This is a genomic window from Caminibacter pacificus (assembly GCF_003752135.1).
In the GTDB taxonomy this organism is placed as follows: Bacteria; Campylobacterota; Campylobacteria; order Campylobacterales; family Nautiliaceae; genus Caminibacter; species Caminibacter pacificus.
Map to the genome: position 1 here is coordinate 1 of NZ_RJVK01000004.1, position 15,270 is coordinate 15,270.

At 35.0% G+C, this 15,270-nt stretch carries 17 protein-coding genes; 9 read left to right on the top strand and 8 right to left on the bottom strand.

All coding sequences use genetic code 11. The features are described from left to right. Positions 1-322 precede the first annotated feature (322 nt). Positions 323-901, top strand: coding sequence for an O-methyltransferase (locus EDC58_RS07540; protein WP_123352909.1), 579 nt, complete (start codon positions 323-325; stop codon positions 899-901). A gap of 8 nt (positions 902-909) precedes the next feature. Here the strand turns inward: EDC58_RS07540 and EDC58_RS07545 are convergent, their stop codons facing one another. From EDC58_RS07545 to EDC58_RS07560, 4 genes are read right to left on the bottom strand one after another with little or no spacing between them, the layout of a single operon-like run. Further along, a complete protein-coding gene (locus EDC58_RS07545) occupies positions 910-2,616 on the bottom strand; it encodes a mechanosensitive ion channel domain-containing protein (protein ID WP_123352910.1) in 1,707 nt (568 codons plus the stop codon). Then, positions 2,613-3,869: a chloride channel protein gene (locus tag EDC58_RS07550; protein ID WP_123352911.1), complete on the bottom strand. Its 1,257-nt coding sequence runs from the start codon at positions 3,867-3,869 to the stop codon at positions 2,613-2,615. Before EDC58_RS07550 ends, EDC58_RS07545 begins: the two co-directional genes overlap by 4 nt. Continuing rightward, a complete protein-coding gene (locus EDC58_RS07555) occupies positions 3,866-4,480 on the bottom strand; it encodes a MarC family protein (RefSeq protein ID WP_123352912.1) in 615 nt (204 codons plus the stop codon). The genes EDC58_RS07550 and EDC58_RS07555 overlap by 4 nt, the downstream gene beginning before the upstream one ends. 8 nt (positions 4,481-4,488) lie before the next feature. Beyond that, on the bottom strand, positions 4,489-5,640 hold the full coding sequence (locus tag EDC58_RS07560; RefSeq protein ID WP_123352913.1) for an OmpA family protein: 1,152 nt from the start codon (positions 5,638-5,640) through the stop codon (positions 4,489-4,491). 193 nt (positions 5,641-5,833) lie between these two features. Between EDC58_RS07560 and EDC58_RS07565 the strand changes: the two genes are divergently transcribed. Genes EDC58_RS07565 through EDC58_RS07575 form a run of 3 tightly spaced genes read left to right on the top strand, consistent with a single transcriptional unit; the run spans position 5,834 to position 8,731 of the window. Beyond that, positions 5,834-6,043, top strand: coding sequence for a hypothetical protein (locus EDC58_RS07565; protein WP_123352914.1), 210 nt, complete (start codon positions 5,834-5,836; stop codon positions 6,041-6,043). Then, on the top strand, positions 6,040-6,420 hold the full coding sequence (locus EDC58_RS07570) for a PIN domain-containing protein (RefSeq protein ID WP_123352915.1): 381 nt from the start codon (positions 6,040-6,042) through the stop codon (positions 6,418-6,420). The genes EDC58_RS07565 and EDC58_RS07570 overlap by 4 nt, the downstream gene beginning before the upstream one ends. 1 nt (position 6,421) lies before the next feature. Further along, the gene (locus EDC58_RS07575; RefSeq protein WP_123352916.1) at positions 6,422-8,731 is read left to right on the top strand and encodes a helicase HerA domain-containing protein; all 2,310 of its coding nucleotides are present in this window, start codon (positions 6,422-6,424) and stop codon (positions 8,729-8,731) included. On the opposite strand, the gene EDC58_RS07580 is transcribed toward EDC58_RS07575, so the two are convergent. Beyond that, complete coding sequence (locus EDC58_RS07580; protein ID WP_123352917.1) at positions 8,732-9,415, bottom strand: YaaA family protein; 684 nt, start codon at positions 9,413-9,415, stop codon at positions 8,732-8,734. It abuts the gene before it with no gap. Then, positions 9,390-10,358 (bottom strand): agmatine deiminase family protein, encoded by a 969-nt coding sequence (locus EDC58_RS07585; RefSeq protein ID WP_123352918.1) that lies wholly within the window; start codon positions 10,356-10,358, stop codon positions 9,390-9,392. Before EDC58_RS07585 ends, EDC58_RS07580 begins: the two co-directional genes overlap by 26 nt. A 72-nt stretch (positions 10,359-10,430) precedes the next feature. On the opposite strand from EDC58_RS07585, the gene EDC58_RS07590 reads away from it, so the two are divergent. Next, positions 10,431-10,904 (top strand): rhodanese-like domain-containing protein, encoded by a 474-nt coding sequence (locus EDC58_RS07590; protein WP_123352919.1) that lies wholly within the window; start codon positions 10,431-10,433, stop codon positions 10,902-10,904. An 83-nt stretch (positions 10,905-10,987) separates the two neighbouring features. Here the strand turns inward: EDC58_RS07590 and leuC are convergent, their stop codons facing one another. Then, positions 10,988-12,265 (bottom strand): 3-isopropylmalate dehydratase large subunit, encoded by a 1,278-nt coding sequence (leuC, locus tag EDC58_RS07595; RefSeq protein ID WP_123352920.1) that lies wholly within the window; start codon positions 12,263-12,265, stop codon positions 10,988-10,990. A 186-nt stretch (positions 12,266-12,451) separates the two neighbouring features. Here leuC and EDC58_RS07600 point away from each other — a divergent pair, with 186 nt between their 5' ends. The 4 genes from EDC58_RS07600 to amrA are packed head-to-tail and all read left to right on the top strand — an operon-like array spanning position 12,452 to position 14,014. Then, positions 12,452-12,661, top strand: a complete 210-nt coding sequence (locus tag EDC58_RS07600) for a DUF2905 domain-containing protein (protein WP_123352921.1) — start codon at positions 12,452-12,454, stop codon at positions 12,659-12,661. Continuing rightward, the gene (gene thpR / locus EDC58_RS07605; protein WP_123352922.1) at positions 12,658-13,125 is read left to right on the top strand and encodes an RNA 2',3'-cyclic phosphodiesterase; all 468 of its coding nucleotides are present in this window, start codon (positions 12,658-12,660) and stop codon (positions 13,123-13,125) included. Before EDC58_RS07600 ends, thpR begins: the two co-directional genes overlap by 4 nt. Continuing rightward, on the top strand, positions 13,103-13,384 hold the full coding sequence (locus EDC58_RS07610) for an EscU/YscU/HrcU family type III secretion system export apparatus switch protein (RefSeq protein WP_123352923.1): 282 nt from the start codon (positions 13,103-13,105) through the stop codon (positions 13,382-13,384). Before thpR ends, EDC58_RS07610 begins: the two co-directional genes overlap by 23 nt. Positions 13,385-13,444: 60 nt before the next feature. Beyond that, on the top strand, positions 13,445-14,014 hold the full coding sequence (gene amrA / locus EDC58_RS07615) for an AmmeMemoRadiSam system protein A (protein WP_123352924.1): 570 nt from the start codon (positions 13,445-13,447) through the stop codon (positions 14,012-14,014). Here amrA and EDC58_RS07620 read toward each other — a convergent pair whose 3' ends face one another. Then, complete coding sequence (locus EDC58_RS07620; protein WP_123352925.1) at positions 14,015-15,268, bottom strand: hypothetical protein; 1,254 nt, start codon at positions 15,266-15,268, stop codon at positions 14,015-14,017. It abuts the gene before it with no gap. Between the last annotated feature and the right edge of the window lie 2 nt (positions 15,269-15,270).

The window sequence follows — 15,270 nt, forward strand, 5'->3', positions numbered from 1 at the left end:
GCGGTGATGATACTGCATCCTTACGGATGTGGGAAAGTAGCTCCCCGCTACACTTTACAGTGTTAAATAACTTACAACTCCAACGAGTCTGGCACCAAATAAAACACAACAAACCTAAACATAAAACTCTCATTTAATAATGTCATATTATAAGTGTCTGACGCTGAAAGCTATTATCTTAAACATATTTTATTTTATGTTTACAATTTTTACAATAAAATCATATTGTTATTTTCTTTAAATTTTATGATGAAAGATATTTATGTAGATTAGTTGACTAAGGAGGGGTATGATATAATTTTGTTTTTAGTAAGGAGAAAAAATGTCGAATGAATATGTAAAAGAGCCGAGAGCCTTAAAAAATATAGTGGCAGACACGAAAAAAATCGGGTTTGATATGTGTGGTGAAAAGGATGTTGGAGTATTATTAAGAGTGCTTGGGGCAAGTAAAAGCGGGGAATTTTTGGAACTGGGAACCGGTACGGGCTTATCTACAGCGTGGATACTTGATGGGATGGATGAAAATTCGCATTTAATTACCGTCGATAACGATGAAAAATTGCTGAGTATTGCCAAAAAACATTTGGGTCATTATAAAAACGTTGAGTTTGTATGTGATGACGGGAATGCCTTTTTGGAGAGATTAAAGAAAGAAAATAAAAATTTTGATTTTATTTTTGCCGATACATGGGCAGGGAAATACGAAATGCTTGAAGATACGCTTGAGATGTTAAATGAAAAGGCTTTTTATATTATCGATGATATGTTGCCGCAGTCGAATTGGCCTGAAGGACATGAGAAAAAAGTAGAAAAGTTGATAGATTATTTGCATAACAGGGAAGATTTGGAAATTGTGAATTTAGGTTGGTCTTCAGGAGTTATTGTTTGTGTGAAAAAATGAAAAGATAACTATCTTTTGATAGTTATCTCAAAAGGTACGGTATCTTTAATATGAAGGTCTTGTTGAGGGAACGGAATAGTAATTCCCGCTTCATTTAGTGCGTTATATATCATTTTTAAGAATTTACTTCTTGTACGTCTCGGTCTTCTTGCATATTCGCCTTTTACCCATACGAAAAGTTCGAAATTAAGACTGCTATCAGCCATTTCCATAAATACTACAAGAGGTTTAACATCAAGTGACGGGTGTTTTTTTATATAAGGAAGGTTTGATTTTTCAAGGGCTTGGAATATTACTTTTTCTACTTTGTCTATATCACTACCGTATGCTACTCCAAAAGGTACTCTAAATCTTACGATATCATCGCCTAATGTCCAGTTAATTACGTTATTTTGAATAAAGCTTTGGTTTGGAATTATTAAGTTAATATTGTCATTTGTTCTGATAATTGTCGAACGCATGGAAATATCTATAACTTCTCCTCTTGTGTCTTGGTCAATTTCTATATAATCTCCAACTTTTATAGACCTTTCAAACATTAAGATAATACCGCTTACAAAGTTACTAACTACATTTTGCAAACCAAAACCGATACCAACGGATAGAGCACCGGCGATAATTGCAAGCGAGCTTAAATCAAGACCAACGACTTTTAATGCAATTAGAAACGAAAGAGTAATAATCGTATAATATCCCATATTGGCAAGAAGTGTGGCAGTTGAGTGAGAAATTTTATATTTATGTCTTATTTTGTAGATTAGATGTTTATAATATTTACCTACAAACCATCCGATAATAAGAACGATAACGAATATTGCAAAGTTTAGAGGTGTAATTGTTCTATTTCCTACGGTGAATAGAGGGTAATTTATAAAATGCAAGACTTTTTGCCATAAAAGTTCCGCTTCTTTTTTAGCTCCGTAAACTAATACTTTTGCTCCGAATGTTAATTGTTCGAAGTCGGTTACTAACTGGTTTATAGCCGTATAAAAATTATTGTCGATTTCTTTTGCGTATTTTAGGATATCGTCATCCGTGTTAAAGGCATGTTTGTTTTTATGTTGTAAATCGTTAAACCATAAAATTAACTGATTATTTAAGAGGTTTTTATATATCTCTTTTTGGCTGTTTAAGGTTTTTTCTATTAAATCTTGAGTTTTATTAATTGATTTTTGGTCGTTTAATAAGATGAATTTTTGAAGGTCTATTTTTAATTTTTCAAGTTGTTTTAAGTTGTCTTGTAATTTTTTTTGCCATTTATTTATCTCTTTTTTTGCATTTTGAATATCAAATTGGATGTCGTTTAATTTTGCGTGTAATTTTTTTTCAAAACCTGAAAAATTGTTGTTTAGAAAATTTAAAGTTTGGTTGTCTATTTTTAAAAGTTTTTCATAATATAAAAGTTGCAGTTGAGAAATGGGGTCTTTTTGGTTTTGTAATACGGAAATTTTATCTTCTATATCATTAATTTTTTCAGGTAAAGAGTTTTGTAGTATCAACATATCGTTTAATTGGTAAAAAGATTGAAGATATTCTTTTTGGTTTGTAGGATTTAGGTTTATTTTAGGAGGTTGGTAATTTAAGGTTTTTATTTTTTGAGCTAATATTGTTGCAAGTGAATAATTCGGTGAATTTTTTGGAATCGATTTTATTATATCGTCGATGTTCGAGGCATATAAGAGTATTGAAAAAATAGCTAAAATTAAAAATCTCATGTTTTCTCCTTGTGATGTATGAGTGTCGAAAGTTTTCTTATATCAAATTTTAAGGTTGAAAGATACGTTACGATTACTACGCTTATTCCTATAGGTATGATTACATTATAATCGTAAGTGACTTCCAAAGCCAAAACCACTGCCGTTAAAGGAAGTCTCATATTTACTCCCATAAATACTCCGGCACCTATAGCTGCAAAATAAAACGGTTCGATTGGAAAATCAACATATACCATAACTTCACCAAAACCGTAACCCACAAGGGCACCGATGCTCATAAGAGCAATAAAAACTCCTCCAACCGCATTAGCATAAAGTGAAACGCTTGTAGCTACTATTCTTAGAATTATCAAGATAAAAATCATATACAAAGGAAAATGATTTGAATCATTGATTAGAATTTTTACCACTTCGTGTCCGCTAAACGCAGCATAAGGTGATATTATTAGAATTGTTCCGATTATAAAACTTCCAATAGCCGCTAAAACGAAATTTTTTGAAGGCAGATGGATTTTTTCTTTTAAAAATTTTAATACTATTTCTTTCAGAGAAAGATAAAAATAGATAAAAAACGTAATTACCGGAATAAACAAAATCGTTGCGAAAATATATCTGTATTCTATAAATTTTCCTGTAGAATAATTAAAAATAAGCGGTTCTAAAAAATGCCACGCTATACTAAAAGCAATTACACTTGCTAATATTAAATATCCGGCAAAGTCCCTTACGAATTCGTATGCTATATTTTCTATAGCAAACATTATCCCTGTAATGGGAGATACGAAAATCGCGGCGATTCCGCTGCTTGCTCCTATACTTAAAGAAACTTTTAGTAGTTTTTTTGGAAGGTTGAAAATATTATGAAACTTTTGGGCTATCATTGCTCCTATAGCAGCCGAAGGACCTTCGTTTCCTACTGCAAATCCGCTTGCAAGTGAAAGAGATGAAGCGAAAATTTTTAAAAAGAGGTCTTTTATGCTGAATGTCATTTTGTTTTCGTCTATTGCTTTGGCAATTTCGGCCACACCGTATTCTTTTACTTTTTCGTTTTTTGAGATGAGATAATTGACTATCAAAATTGACAAAAACGGTACTAAATAAATATACCAAACGGGAAGTTTGTCGATAGTTTCAAAAGGGTCTCCTAAAAAAAGTAAAAAAGAGAGGTATTTGGTGGCCAAGGCGTATATAACGATAAAAATTCCCGTAATAATTCCTATTATTATCGAAGAAAAAATCAATTTTGCATTCATAATACCTCCCATAAAGTTTTTATTCCTCCCACTAAAAACAAAAATGCGACAGCTCCTATGATAAGTCCCATAATACGAGATGCGATTTTTATACCGTTAACGCCTAAAAATTTTGAAATTTTATTGGCGTTTAATAAAGTTAGGTATGTTATTAGTGATGATACGAAAATAGCTAAAATCAATAATGCTTTTTCTTGCAAAGTTACGGCTTTATGGCTTAAAACTATAATTGTGGTAATAACTCCCGGTCCAAATAAAATAGGAATGGCAAGAGGAATAATAGCAATATCTTCTTTTTCTTGCGCGGCGTCATGTTCTTCCTTTGTAGAATTGGCCGATGTGATTTCTTTACCTTGAATCATATGAATTGCAATTAATAACAAAACCACCCCTCCTATAGCTTTAATAGAGGGAATGTTAATACCGAATAATTTTAAAATCTCTCCTCCCAAAAACATAGTTGCGATACTTGCTATAAAAACCGTTAACGAACTTTTTTTAGCAACTTCCGGAATATCTGAAAATTTAACAAGCGAGAGCATAATAGCCGCTCCCGCTATCGGATTTAAAATTGTTATTAAAGAAATCGTATAAAACATCAATTCTTTCATTTAAAGCCTTAAAAGTAGAGTTTTGCCACCACTCTTCTGTTTTTTTCTCTACCTTCAGGTGTATTGTTAGGTGCTATAGGGTTTGCCGGTCCGTATCCTGCCCAACTTAGTCTGTCTTTTGAAATTCCAAGTTTGATAAGTGCGTCGTAAACCGCTTTTGCTCTTTTTTGTGACAATACTATATTATATGTTTTAGAACCGGTATTATCTGTATATCCTTGAATTTCGGCTTTATATGCCGGATTTTCTTTTAAGAATTCTGCAAATTCTTTAATTTTTTCCATATATTGAGGTTTTATTTTTGCACTGCAGCAATCAAATGTAATATCGAAATTAAAACTTACGGGACATCCGTTTTTATTTACGGTGATTCCTTTTGGAGTATTAGGACATCTGTCGAGATAATCAGGTACACCGTCGTGGTCGCTGTCAATTGGACATCCGAATTTATCTACTTTTACTCCTGCCGGAGTATTAGGGCATTTGTCAAGATAATCAGGTACACCGTCGTGGTCACTGTCAATAGGACATCCGTATTTATTTACTTTTACACCATGTGGGGTATTAGGACATTTATCGAGATTATCAGGTACTCCGTCCAAATCCGAATCTTTATATACGATTTTATGTACTATAGGTTGAGGTAGAGGTTGTTTTACTTGAGGTTTTTCACTTCCGAAACTATATTCGAATCCTCCTAAAAATCCTATATGATTGTCGTTATTATGGAAATCTCTAAGTCCTCTTGCCTCTACGAACATATCGAAATTTTTTGTAAATCCTATTTTCGCACCCATACCTGCATCTGCAATGGCAGCATTGTCATATGGTCCTTTTACCCATTGATATCCGGCACCTAAGAAAATATACGGTGTTAATTTGCTGTTTTGAATAGGAAAATCTTTTTCTACGTTTGCTAAAACTCTTGTTAAAGATGTATCGTTATCGATTCCCGGAATTTTAATTGCCGTGCTTTTTTCAAGTTCGAATCTTAAAAAGCGATTTTGTGGCAACTCTTTTGTAACTCTAATATTTAAAAAGTCGTAATTTTTCATCGGTGAATGAGTTACGCCGCTTCTTCCTCCTCCGATTCCAAGATTTAGATTCGTCGTTGCAAATAATGATATTGCAACAACCGACAGTCCTACAAATTTCTTCATAGTAAACTCCTTTTATTGAATTTTTAATTTAGGAATGGAATTATGAATCTTTTGAAAAAAAAAGGTTTTAAAAAAAATTTTTTTTGAAGAAAAAATTTACAAAATGCCTAAAATTTGGGGAATTTTAACATTTGATAGTATCTACGTTTTTTTTGATATAATATAATTATTTGTATATACAAAAGGATGAGGTTTGAAAAAATTAGTAAGTTTTAGAATAGAAGAAGAAACTCTTTTATTGCTTGAAATGCTTGCAAAAGAGTATGATACCACGAAAGTACATATTTTAGAAAATGCAATAAAAACGTATGCAAACATTAAAAAATTTAAAAAGAAAGATTTGATGAAATTTTGTGGAAAACTTTCTAAAGAAGATGTAAAAGCATTTAGGAATATAAAATGAATGGAGTTATGATTGACTATGAAATTGCCGTTTTATTTTTGAGCGGTAGTGAAAAAATTGGTAAAATACTTTTAAATTATGATGAATTGTATATTTCCGTTTTTGATTATTCTTTTTTATTGGCAGGTGCGGAATCAAGTAAAAACGTCTCTCATAATTTGTATTTGATAAAAGAGTTTATAAACGAAAATGTTGAGATAATCGATTTTACTAAAAAAGAAGCGAATGCTTTTGCAAGGATTAAAACAAAATACGAATTGGATAATATGGTTTTGTTAAACGCTTCTTTAGCTTTGTCTCGCAAACTGAAAATCTTAACCGCAGATGAATCGTATACGAAAATTAAAGAGTTGAAATCGGAAATAATAAAGGCGTAAAATGAAAGAAATTTATGAAAAAATGGGGCTTTTTTATTTGGGGAAAGATGCCGAGGATGATTCGCTTACTCTTAACAAATCAAAACATTTAACAACTCATGCGATTATAATCGGTATGACGGGTTCGGGGAAGACCGGGCTCGGGATTGATTTGATAGAAGAGGCGGCGATTGATAACATTCCGGTGCTGGTAATCGACCCTAAAGGCGATATGGGAAATCTATGTCTTGCGTTTCCAGAGATGAAGCCGGAGGATTTTAAGCCTTGGATTGATGAAAGTACGGCTCAGGCTAAGGGAATGAGTGTAGATGAGCTTGCGGAAAAAACGGCTAAAATGTGGAAAGAGGGGATTGAGAGTTTTCATCAAGACCTTGATAGGGTAAAAAGATACGCCGAGGTTGACAAGACGATATATACTCCCGGAAGTACCGCAGGGGTTAGTGTCAATATTCTTGGTAGTTTCGAAGCTCCGGGCGAAGAGGTGGTGGACGATGTCGATTTATTCGCTTCGCTTATTAATTCGAGCGTTTCTTCGATTTTGTCGCTTATCGGAATCGATGCGGACCCGGTAAGTTCAAAAGAACATCTGCTTATTAGCAATATTTTTTATTATTTTTGGTCTAAGGGACAATCTTTAAGCTTGGAAGAGCTGATAGGCTATATTACCAATCCTCCTTTTGAAAAAATAGGAGTTATGCCTCTAAAAACCTTTTATCCTCAAAAAGAGCGTTTAGAACTTGCTATGAAATTCAATAACGTACTTTCATCCGTAGGATTTTCGACTTGGATAAGCGGCGAGCCTCTTGATATCGGAAAAATGCTTTACGACAAAAACGGCAAAGCTAAAATCGCAATATTTTCTATAGCACATCTGAGCGATAACGAAAGAATGTTTTTCGTAACGCTTTTACTTAACCGTTTCATAAGCTGGATGAGAAGACAAAGGGGAAGTTCTTCACTTAAAGCCATGCTTTATATGGATGAGATTTTCGGGTATTTTCCTCCGAGTAAAAATCCTCCGAGTAAAGAACCGATGCTGCTTCTTTTGAAACAAGCAAGAGCCTTTGGTATCGGAGTGGTGCTATCTACTCAAAACCCTGTGGATATCGACTATAAGGGGCTTTCAAACATCGGTACTTGGTTTGTCGGTAAGCTTCAGACGAAACAAGATATCGAAAAAGTTGTGGATTCTTTGAGTGATGGAGAAGATAAAAAAGAGGTTGCTGAAAAAATAGCGAATCTAAAAGGCAGACATTTTTATCTTAAAAACGTGCATGAAGATGACGTAAGGGAATTTTATACGAGGTGGGTACTTTCATACCTAAAAGGTCCTATGACAAAAGACGATATCAGAAGACTTATGAAAGATAAAAAAACTGAAGTTCAAGAGACTCCCGCTGTTACTAAAACGAGTGATAGCGATGGTGGAATGAAACCGATTGTGAGTAAGAAAATAAAAGAGTACTTCAACGATACGAACATAAATTCCGACGATCCTTTTTATCCGTATATTTATGCAAATGCGAAAGTAAGGTTTTATAATCAAAAAAGAGGTATAGATTTTGAAGAGGAGTTTGATTACAAGCTTGAACTTTATGAGGGTATGAATACGATTGATTGGGAAGAGGCGGTTGAGGAGAGACCTACCAATTTATCAAGAAAATATAAAAGCTCGGCAAAATTTGCAAAACTGCCTGAGATTGTGGAAAACGCTACGTCTTTAAAAGAATTTGAGAGAAAACTAAAAGATTATCTTTATCATAATAAAAAAATAGAATTGTTTGCGTGTAAAAAACTCAAAATGGAGTCAAAACTCGGTGAGAGCGAAGAGGATTTCAGAGCAAAAGTGGATGGGGTTTTGAAAGATAAAAAAGAAGCGGAAATTGAAAAAATAGAGAAAAAATACAAAACCAAATTCGAAAGGCTTCAAGATAAACTTCAAAGGCTTGAGATAAAACTTGAAAAGGAAAAAAGCGACGTCAGCTCAAAAACGACCGATACTCTGCTTGATATCGGAATGGGGATTTTGGGTGCATTGTTCGGCAGAAAAAGCTCCGCCGTTACAAAGGGTGCGAGTGCGCTTAAAAAGGGAGGAAGAATCGTCAAAGAGAAAAGAGACGTCGAAGCGGTTGAGATGCAAATAGAAGAAGTAAAAGAGGATATTAAAAACTTAAAAGAAGAACTTGAAGCTGAGATTGAAAAAATAGAAGAAAAATATGACCCAAGTAATTATGAAATCGAATCTGTTAGCATTAAACCGAGAAGAAGCGACGTAAGTGTCGAGGATATCGCTCTTTTATGGGAGAAGTAGTTATTTTATTTCGCAAACAATCTCTTTTATTCCTTTTTTTTCTTGTATTTCCATAATTTCGATACCAGGGAATTCTATTTTTAGCACTTCTTCTATCGTTTTTGGTCTGTGAAGAGCGATGTGGCGAGTGAGTGTGCCTCTATATGCTTTTGCGAAATGACTGACTACTTTGCCGTTTTTTATGAATTTGAAGGTTACGGCGTTTTTGGGTTTATAGATTTTTTCGTAAAATTTGGCTCTTAGGTCTATGAAATCTTCGTTTAGGCTATCGAGAATTTCAGTAACTTTTTCTTTGTAAAATTTGTATATGTCAAAGCCGGGTTTGCTTCCTTGTTTTAGTGTGTAATAAGGTATCAAATCCGTAGGCTTTAGTATCCCAAAAAGGTTTGAGAAGATTATAAGGTTTTCGTTTAGGTATTCTTTTGCTTCGTTTGGAAGAGTAGGGTAGTCTAAATATTCAAAAGCAACTCCCGTATATCTTAAAATCGCTTCTTTGGCGGGTCGTTCTTTTATAGGGGTTTTGATGTCTCCGAAGTTTTTTATATCATCCGTTTTTTGAATGAATTCGTCATATTTTTTTATTGCTTCTTCTCTTAGAGGGTTTAGTTCCTTAAAAGAAGAAATATTAAAACTTTTGTCGCCTCCAAGGCTTTTTCTTTCACTCGGCGCTAATAAAATCTTCATTGAAATACTCCTTTGTTATGCAATGTATCGAACCGTGTTGTTTGATGAGGGTGTTTGCATTTATAGGTATGATTTCTCTATCTGGAAAGAGTGAATTAAAAAGGTCGTATACGTATTTGTCTTTTACGTCGTCATATACGGGCAGTAAAACGGCGTTATTTATGATTAAAAAGTTTGCGTATGTTGCTGGGAGGCGATGATTATTCCAATATTTAGGGCTTGGAAGTGGCAGAGGTATTATATTGAAAGAAGTTTTTTTCAGCTCTTCTTCCATTTTTGCGAGTTCTTTATAATGTATATCGCTTGAATCGGAGCACTTGCAATAGACGATAGTGTTTTCATCGACAAATCTTGCTAAGGTATCGATATGAGAATCGGTATCGTCTCCTTCTAAGAAGCCGTGATTTAGCCAGATTATTTCATCTACGAAAAGCTCGTTTTTTAAAAACTCTTCTATTTCATCTTTTGATAACGGATAGTTTCTGTTGGGCTCCAAAAGACACTGGGATGTTGTAAGGAGTGTTTTTCCGTTGGTGTCTATACTTCCGCCTTCAAGTACGAAATTGTAGCTTTTATGGATATTGAAAAGTTGTCTTGAGATGAGGTTGTCGTAATTTGCGGGGAATTTAAGTCCCCAGCCGTTGAATTTGAAATCTAAAAGTTTTATTTGAGTATCTTTTTTTACGCTTATCGCTCCGAAGTCTCTTGCCCAAGTGTCGTTGTTTTTGACTTTACGGAAAATAAAATTTTTGTGTTTAAGGTGAGAGATTGTATTTTCGTCTTGGTAGCAGATGAGGACTTTTTGGTATTGAGCTATAGCATAAGCTATTTCTGTAAATGTTTTGATAGCTTCTTCCAAACAGCAAGACCAATCTGTTTCTTTGTGAGGAAATACGAGTTGAACGAAACTTTGTTTTTCCCACTCGGGAATTAGATAATTCATTTTACTCCTTTGTTGATTGAAATCAATGGTTATTTTCTTTTTTGTCAATATAATACAAAAAAAGGAGAAAAAATGAAAAAGCTTTTATTAACGGGACTTTTAACCGCAGGATTTTTGTTTGCTTATAATCCGCTTGATGGTGTAAAAGCACAAAAACAAGCGGCGCTTAAAATCGTGGGAGATAGTTTTATAAACATAAAACAGCTCAAAAATTGGATAAAAAACAATAAAAATTTCCAAATCGTAGATGTTAGAGAACCTATGGAGTGGAATGCCGGCCAAATCGATTATCTTGAGACGATAAATTTGCCAAGAGGCGTATTATACGGAGGAGTTAAATCGGGAGCGTTAAAGCCTAATAAAACGTATGTAATCGTATGTAGAACGGGACATAGGGCGCTTTTGGCTGCGGCAACTCTTAAGAAATGGTATAACTTTAAGCATGTTTATGTATTAAAAGGCGGTATTAAAGCCTGGATTCAAAGCGGAGGGGTTGTGGTAAATTCGCTTCATTTAGGGCCTGTTAAAATTCAGCTCGTTAAATAAAACGGGCTTCCCTTTTTATAGCATTTAGAGTCTGTCACTGGTTATAAGAAGTTTAATAATAAATGATTGAAGAAAAAGAGAGATTAGATATCTCTCGGATCGGCGATTTTTCCGGCGATTGCACTTGCCGCGGCAACTGCCGAGTTGCTAAGGTATACTTCTGAGTTTCTGCTTCCCATTCTACCTCTGAAGTTTCTATTCGTAGTGGCTACACATCTTTCACCATCACCCAAAATACCCATATATCCTCCAAGACATGCACCGCAAGTAGGATTTGCTACAACTGCACCTGCATCGATAAGAGTATCGATAATACCTTCGTGCTCCGCTTGTTTGTAGATTCTTTGAGTTGCCGGTGTTACTATTAGTCTTACTTTTTTATGTACTCTTTTTCCTTTTAGAATTTCCGCTGCGATTCTAAGGTCGCTAAGAGTTCCGTTCGTACAGCTTCCGATATATACTTGGTGGATTTCGATATCGTCTTTTACGGCTTGGCTGATAGGTTTTCCGTTACTTGGCAAATATGGATATGCTACTAAAGGTTCGAGTTCGCTAACGTTTATTTCGATAGTTTGGGCGTATTTTGCATCAGGGTCCGAATAGTGAATTTTAGGCTCTGCGCGTAAAGGATTGTATTTTTTAACTTCGTTTAGGAATTCTTCGGTGATTTTGTCATATGCGATAATTCCGTTTTTAGCTCCGGCTTCTATAGCCATATTACAAAGGCTCATTCTATCGTCCATAGGAAGATTTTCGATTACTTCTCCCGTGAATTCAAGGGCTTTGTAAAGCGCTCCGTCAACTCCTATTCTTCTGATTAATTCAAGAATCAAATCTTTTCCGTAAACGTGCTCTCCTCTTTCGCCTTTGAAAATTACTTTGATACTTTCAGGAACTTTAAACCAGCTTTTACCCGTAATCATACAAAACGCGATATCAGTACTTCCCATACCTGTAGAAAACGCTCCTAAAGCTCCGTGAGTACATGTATGGCTGTCCGCTCCGATAATAACGTCTCCGGGGATTACAAGTCCTTTTTCAGGTAAAAGTCTATGCTCGATTCCCATATCTTTTTCGTCAAAAAAGTTTTTAAGGTCGTGTTTGTATGCGAAGTCTCTGTTTATTTTTGCTTGGTTTGCGCTTGCTATGTCTTTTGGCGGGATGAAGTGGTCTAATACAATTGCGAAATTATCAGGTTTTGCAAGTTTTTTTGCGCCGCTCTCTTCAAAAGCTCTGATTGAAATAGGAGTGGTAATATCGTTTCCGATAGTCATATCCACATCACACATAATAATTTCGCCCGGCTTTACTTCACGCCCTATATGTTCGGCAAAAATCTTTTCCGTAATAGTCATAGGCATAGTAATCCTTTTTTATTGGAATTATAGCTAATTTGATATAATTAATGAAAATATGGCGAAATCGTGAAATAGTGAGTTTGTGATATTGAAAAAAGATGAGAAATTGGTGAAATCGTGAAATTGAAAAGAGGGGAAATAGCAAGCACAAAAGTCGAAGAATTTGAAATATTTAAAAAAGGGAGGTAAATGGCGAAAATTTTTATATTTATAGGTGTGATTTTTATAATTATCGGGTTACTTCTTTATTTTTTCAAAGATTTTCCTCTGTTTCATTTGCCCGGAGATATCGTTATTAAAAAAGAGAATTTCGTATTTTATTTTCCTATTACGTCATCAATTTTAATAAGTGTCGTTTTGAGCGCGATATTTTATATCATTTCAAAGATTATGCAATGAGACTTTTTATAGCGACACCCGTTACTTTGCCGATATACGGGGCTATTAAACAATCTCTTTCGAAATACGTAGAGGGCAAGTGGGTTGAGGGGTGGAATTTGCATCTAACTCATAAATTTATAGGAGAAGACGAACCTGAAAAGTACCTAAAGAATCTGGATATTAAAAAAGATAGCTTTAAAATAAACGGCATCGGGACGTTTGGGGATAGGATTTTGTATCTTAAAGCCGATATCGACGACGATATAAACAGACAGATAAACGAAAAATTTTCGTTAAAAAACGATAAGCCTTTTAAACCTCATATCACTCTTTGTAGAATCAAAAACATAAAAGACGAAAAGTTTTGGGATGAGCTGAAAAAATGGGAAAATATCAAGCTCGAAGTGCCTCTTGAAGTCTATCTTTACAAATCGACTCTGACGAAAAAAGGTCCTATTTATGAAAAAATCCACAAATATTAAAGCAGTAGCGTTAAAATATAAGGCCTATGAAGACAATGCCCCTAAAGTCGTTGCAAAAGGAAAAGGGGTTTTGGCTCAAAAAATTATTCAAAAAGCAAAAGAGTACGACGTTCCTCTTTTTCAAAACGAAGCTCTTGCGGATATGCTTTTGAGTGTTGAGGTGGGTGAAGAGATTCCTCCGAAAATGTACGAAGCGGTGGTCGAGGTGTTTGTGTGGCTATATAATTTGGAAGAAAAAGCTCAGCTTAGTAAAGGTTAGTTTAGTTTACAAGACTAAAGTTTTGTGATATAATAAATAAAAGCTGTTAAGGAGGGGAAAATGGAAAAATACGAAATATTGCCTAAACTTGCAAGGCTTTCTATTGCGGAGGAATTTGAGGGGAAAAAACTTATAGATAAAAACGAATGGCTTGAAAAGTATCCTTGGTTGGCGGAAGAGAGAGCGACTTTTGTCACTTTAAAAATGAAAGATAAACCCAGAGGAAGCAATCTTAGAGGATGTATAGGTTCTATTTTGCCGTATCGTCCTTTGATTGACGATGTTATTGCAAACGCAAAGGCTGCGGCGTTTGAAGATCCGAGATTTCCACCTTTAACTCCTGAAGAATTTGATAGAGTGAAAATAGAAGTTAGCGTGCTTACGATTCCTGAAAAAGTGGAATACGAAGATATCGCCGATTTAAGAAGCAAAATCAGACCGGGGGTTGATGGTGTGATACTTCAGCTTGCAAATCATCAAGCAACGTTTTTACCGGCAGTCTGGGAAGAATTGCCGGTATTTGACCTGTTTTTCGCACATCTTTGCGTAAAAGCCGGGCTTCCGGGAGATTGTTTGAGATATCATCCGACAATTTACAGATATCAGGCTATAGAAGTAGAAGAGGAGTAGTTATTTAATTTCGGCTTTGAATTTCAAATCTCCGTATAAAGCCGTATCCTCTTCGTCTTTTGCCGAAGTTTCTATCAATCCCAAATGGTATTCGTTTTTGTTAAAGAACTGCCAGCCGTTTATATCGTGCTGAGGGTCGTCTATTAACGCCATAGGAATATAGGCGATAAGACCTTTTTTATAAAGAGTGTAGCGATTTTGATACATTTGGTTGTAGAAATTGTAGATTTTGTTATCCCAGCCGTCTTTGTTGAATTCTCCGTCGTCAATTTGTCCGTTTGAATTTTTGTCATCCCATGTACCGCTTGCAATTGCTACGTAAGCCAAAAGTACCGGTTTTTTGTAGGTGTCGTGTAAAAAGGCGCTCAGGTTTTCTACTCTTTTTGCTAAATAATCAATACCGATTTGAGAATCAGTATAGTGTATAAGATTCGGGTCGTCTTGGGTGCCGGGATTGTCCGGGTCTCTTGAAAATTGAGATACCATTTCTTGAAACGATATGAAATCTATTTTATCAAGAAGATATTTATAAACCGAGTAGCTTTTTATCCATTCGGATTTGTCTCCAAGAGCGCAGTTTGCATATCCGCACTCCGGATACGTTTCGTTTGCGTTTCTTTTGCCCGTGTCCATCATACAAAGAGAAAATTTTGCGTCTTTTATTTTTGATTTGATGATATCTATCGCGTTTGAGAAGATACCTGCCATTGTTTTTGAGTTGTTTTCGTCGTTTACGATAAAATTTTTATTAAATTCGGGCTCGATTATTATAATTTTTTCGCCTTTTAATTTTGAGATGTAATTTGCAAACGTATCGGCGGCTTGGTAGTAGTCGTCTATTTCGTCTTGGGTTGGCATTTGGGTTAGTGAATCTCCAAAATAGTAAAAAATAAATACCGGAATCTTGCCTTCGTCCATTGCTTTTTGGATATCGCTCCATTCATACCAATCGCTCGGAGCTCCGTTATCAAACCACTCTTTTACAAACCACATGGAGAAATATTTTTTTGAAGAGGCGAATTCGATAGCTTTTTTGAATCCTTCATAGGAAAATTTCGCCGTTTCGTTGTATTCATTCGGTGAAGTCGTTTTAAAAAGAAATTTTGCTCCGTCAAACCATTTTATTTTGCCGTTTTGCAGATAAAACGGATATCCGTTTCGTATCGGAGTGCCTAATTCGGCGCTATCGGAGTCATTTGTGCCGTTTTGACATCCCAAAAACAATAGTGCGATTATTAAAAACAAAATTCTCATAA

Bases quoted from the DNA above. Each gene is read 5' to 3' on its own strand.
- EDC58_RS07550 (WP_123352911.1), bottom strand. From the start codon at position 3,869: ATGAATGCAAAATTGATTTTTTCTTCGATAATAATAGGAATTATTACG.
- leuC (WP_123352920.1), bottom strand. From the start codon at position 12,265: ATGCCTATGACTATTACGGAAAAGATTTTTGCCGAACATATAGGGCGT.
- EDC58_RS07570 (WP_123352915.1), top strand. From the start codon at position 6,040: ATGAATGGAGTTATGATTGACTATGAAATTGCCGTTTTATTTTTGAGC.
- thpR (WP_123352922.1), top strand. From the start codon at position 12,658: ATGAGACTTTTTATAGCGACACCCGTTACTTTGCCGATATACGGGGCT.
- EDC58_RS07585 (WP_123352918.1), bottom strand. From the start codon at position 10,358: ATGAATTATCTAATTCCCGAGTGGGAAAAACAAAGTTTCGTTCAACTC.
- amrA (WP_123352924.1), top strand. From the start codon at position 13,445: ATGGAAAAATACGAAATATTGCCTAAACTTGCAAGGCTTTCTATTGCG.
- EDC58_RS07555 (WP_123352912.1), bottom strand. From the start codon at position 4,480: ATGAAAGAATTGATGTTTTATACGATTTCTTTAATAACAATTTTAAAT.
- EDC58_RS07580 (WP_123352917.1), bottom strand. From the start codon at position 9,415: ATGAAGATTTTATTAGCGCCGAGTGAAAGAAAAAGCCTTGGAGGCGAC.
- EDC58_RS07590 (WP_123352919.1), top strand. From the start codon at position 10,431: ATGAAAAAGCTTTTATTAACGGGACTTTTAACCGCAGGATTTTTGTTT.
- EDC58_RS07575 (WP_123352916.1), top strand. From the start codon at position 6,422: ATGAAAGAAATTTATGAAAAAATGGGGCTTTTTTATTTGGGGAAAGAT.
- EDC58_RS07620 (WP_123352925.1), bottom strand. From the start codon at position 15,268: ATGAGAATTTTGTTTTTAATAATCGCACTATTGTTTTTGGGATGTCAA.
- EDC58_RS07600 (WP_123352921.1), top strand. From the start codon at position 12,452: ATGGCGAAAATTTTTATATTTATAGGTGTGATTTTTATAATTATCGGG.
- EDC58_RS07540 (WP_123352909.1), top strand. From the start codon at position 323: ATGTCGAATGAATATGTAAAAGAGCCGAGAGCCTTAAAAAATATAGTG.
- EDC58_RS07610 (WP_123352923.1), top strand. From the start codon at position 13,103: ATGAAAAAATCCACAAATATTAAAGCAGTAGCGTTAAAATATAAGGCC.
- EDC58_RS07545 (WP_123352910.1), bottom strand. From the start codon at position 2,616: ATGAGATTTTTAATTTTAGCTATTTTTTCAATACTCTTATATGCCTCG.
- EDC58_RS07560 (WP_123352913.1), bottom strand. From the start codon at position 5,640: ATGAAGAAATTTGTAGGACTGTCGGTTGTTGCAATATCATTATTTGCA.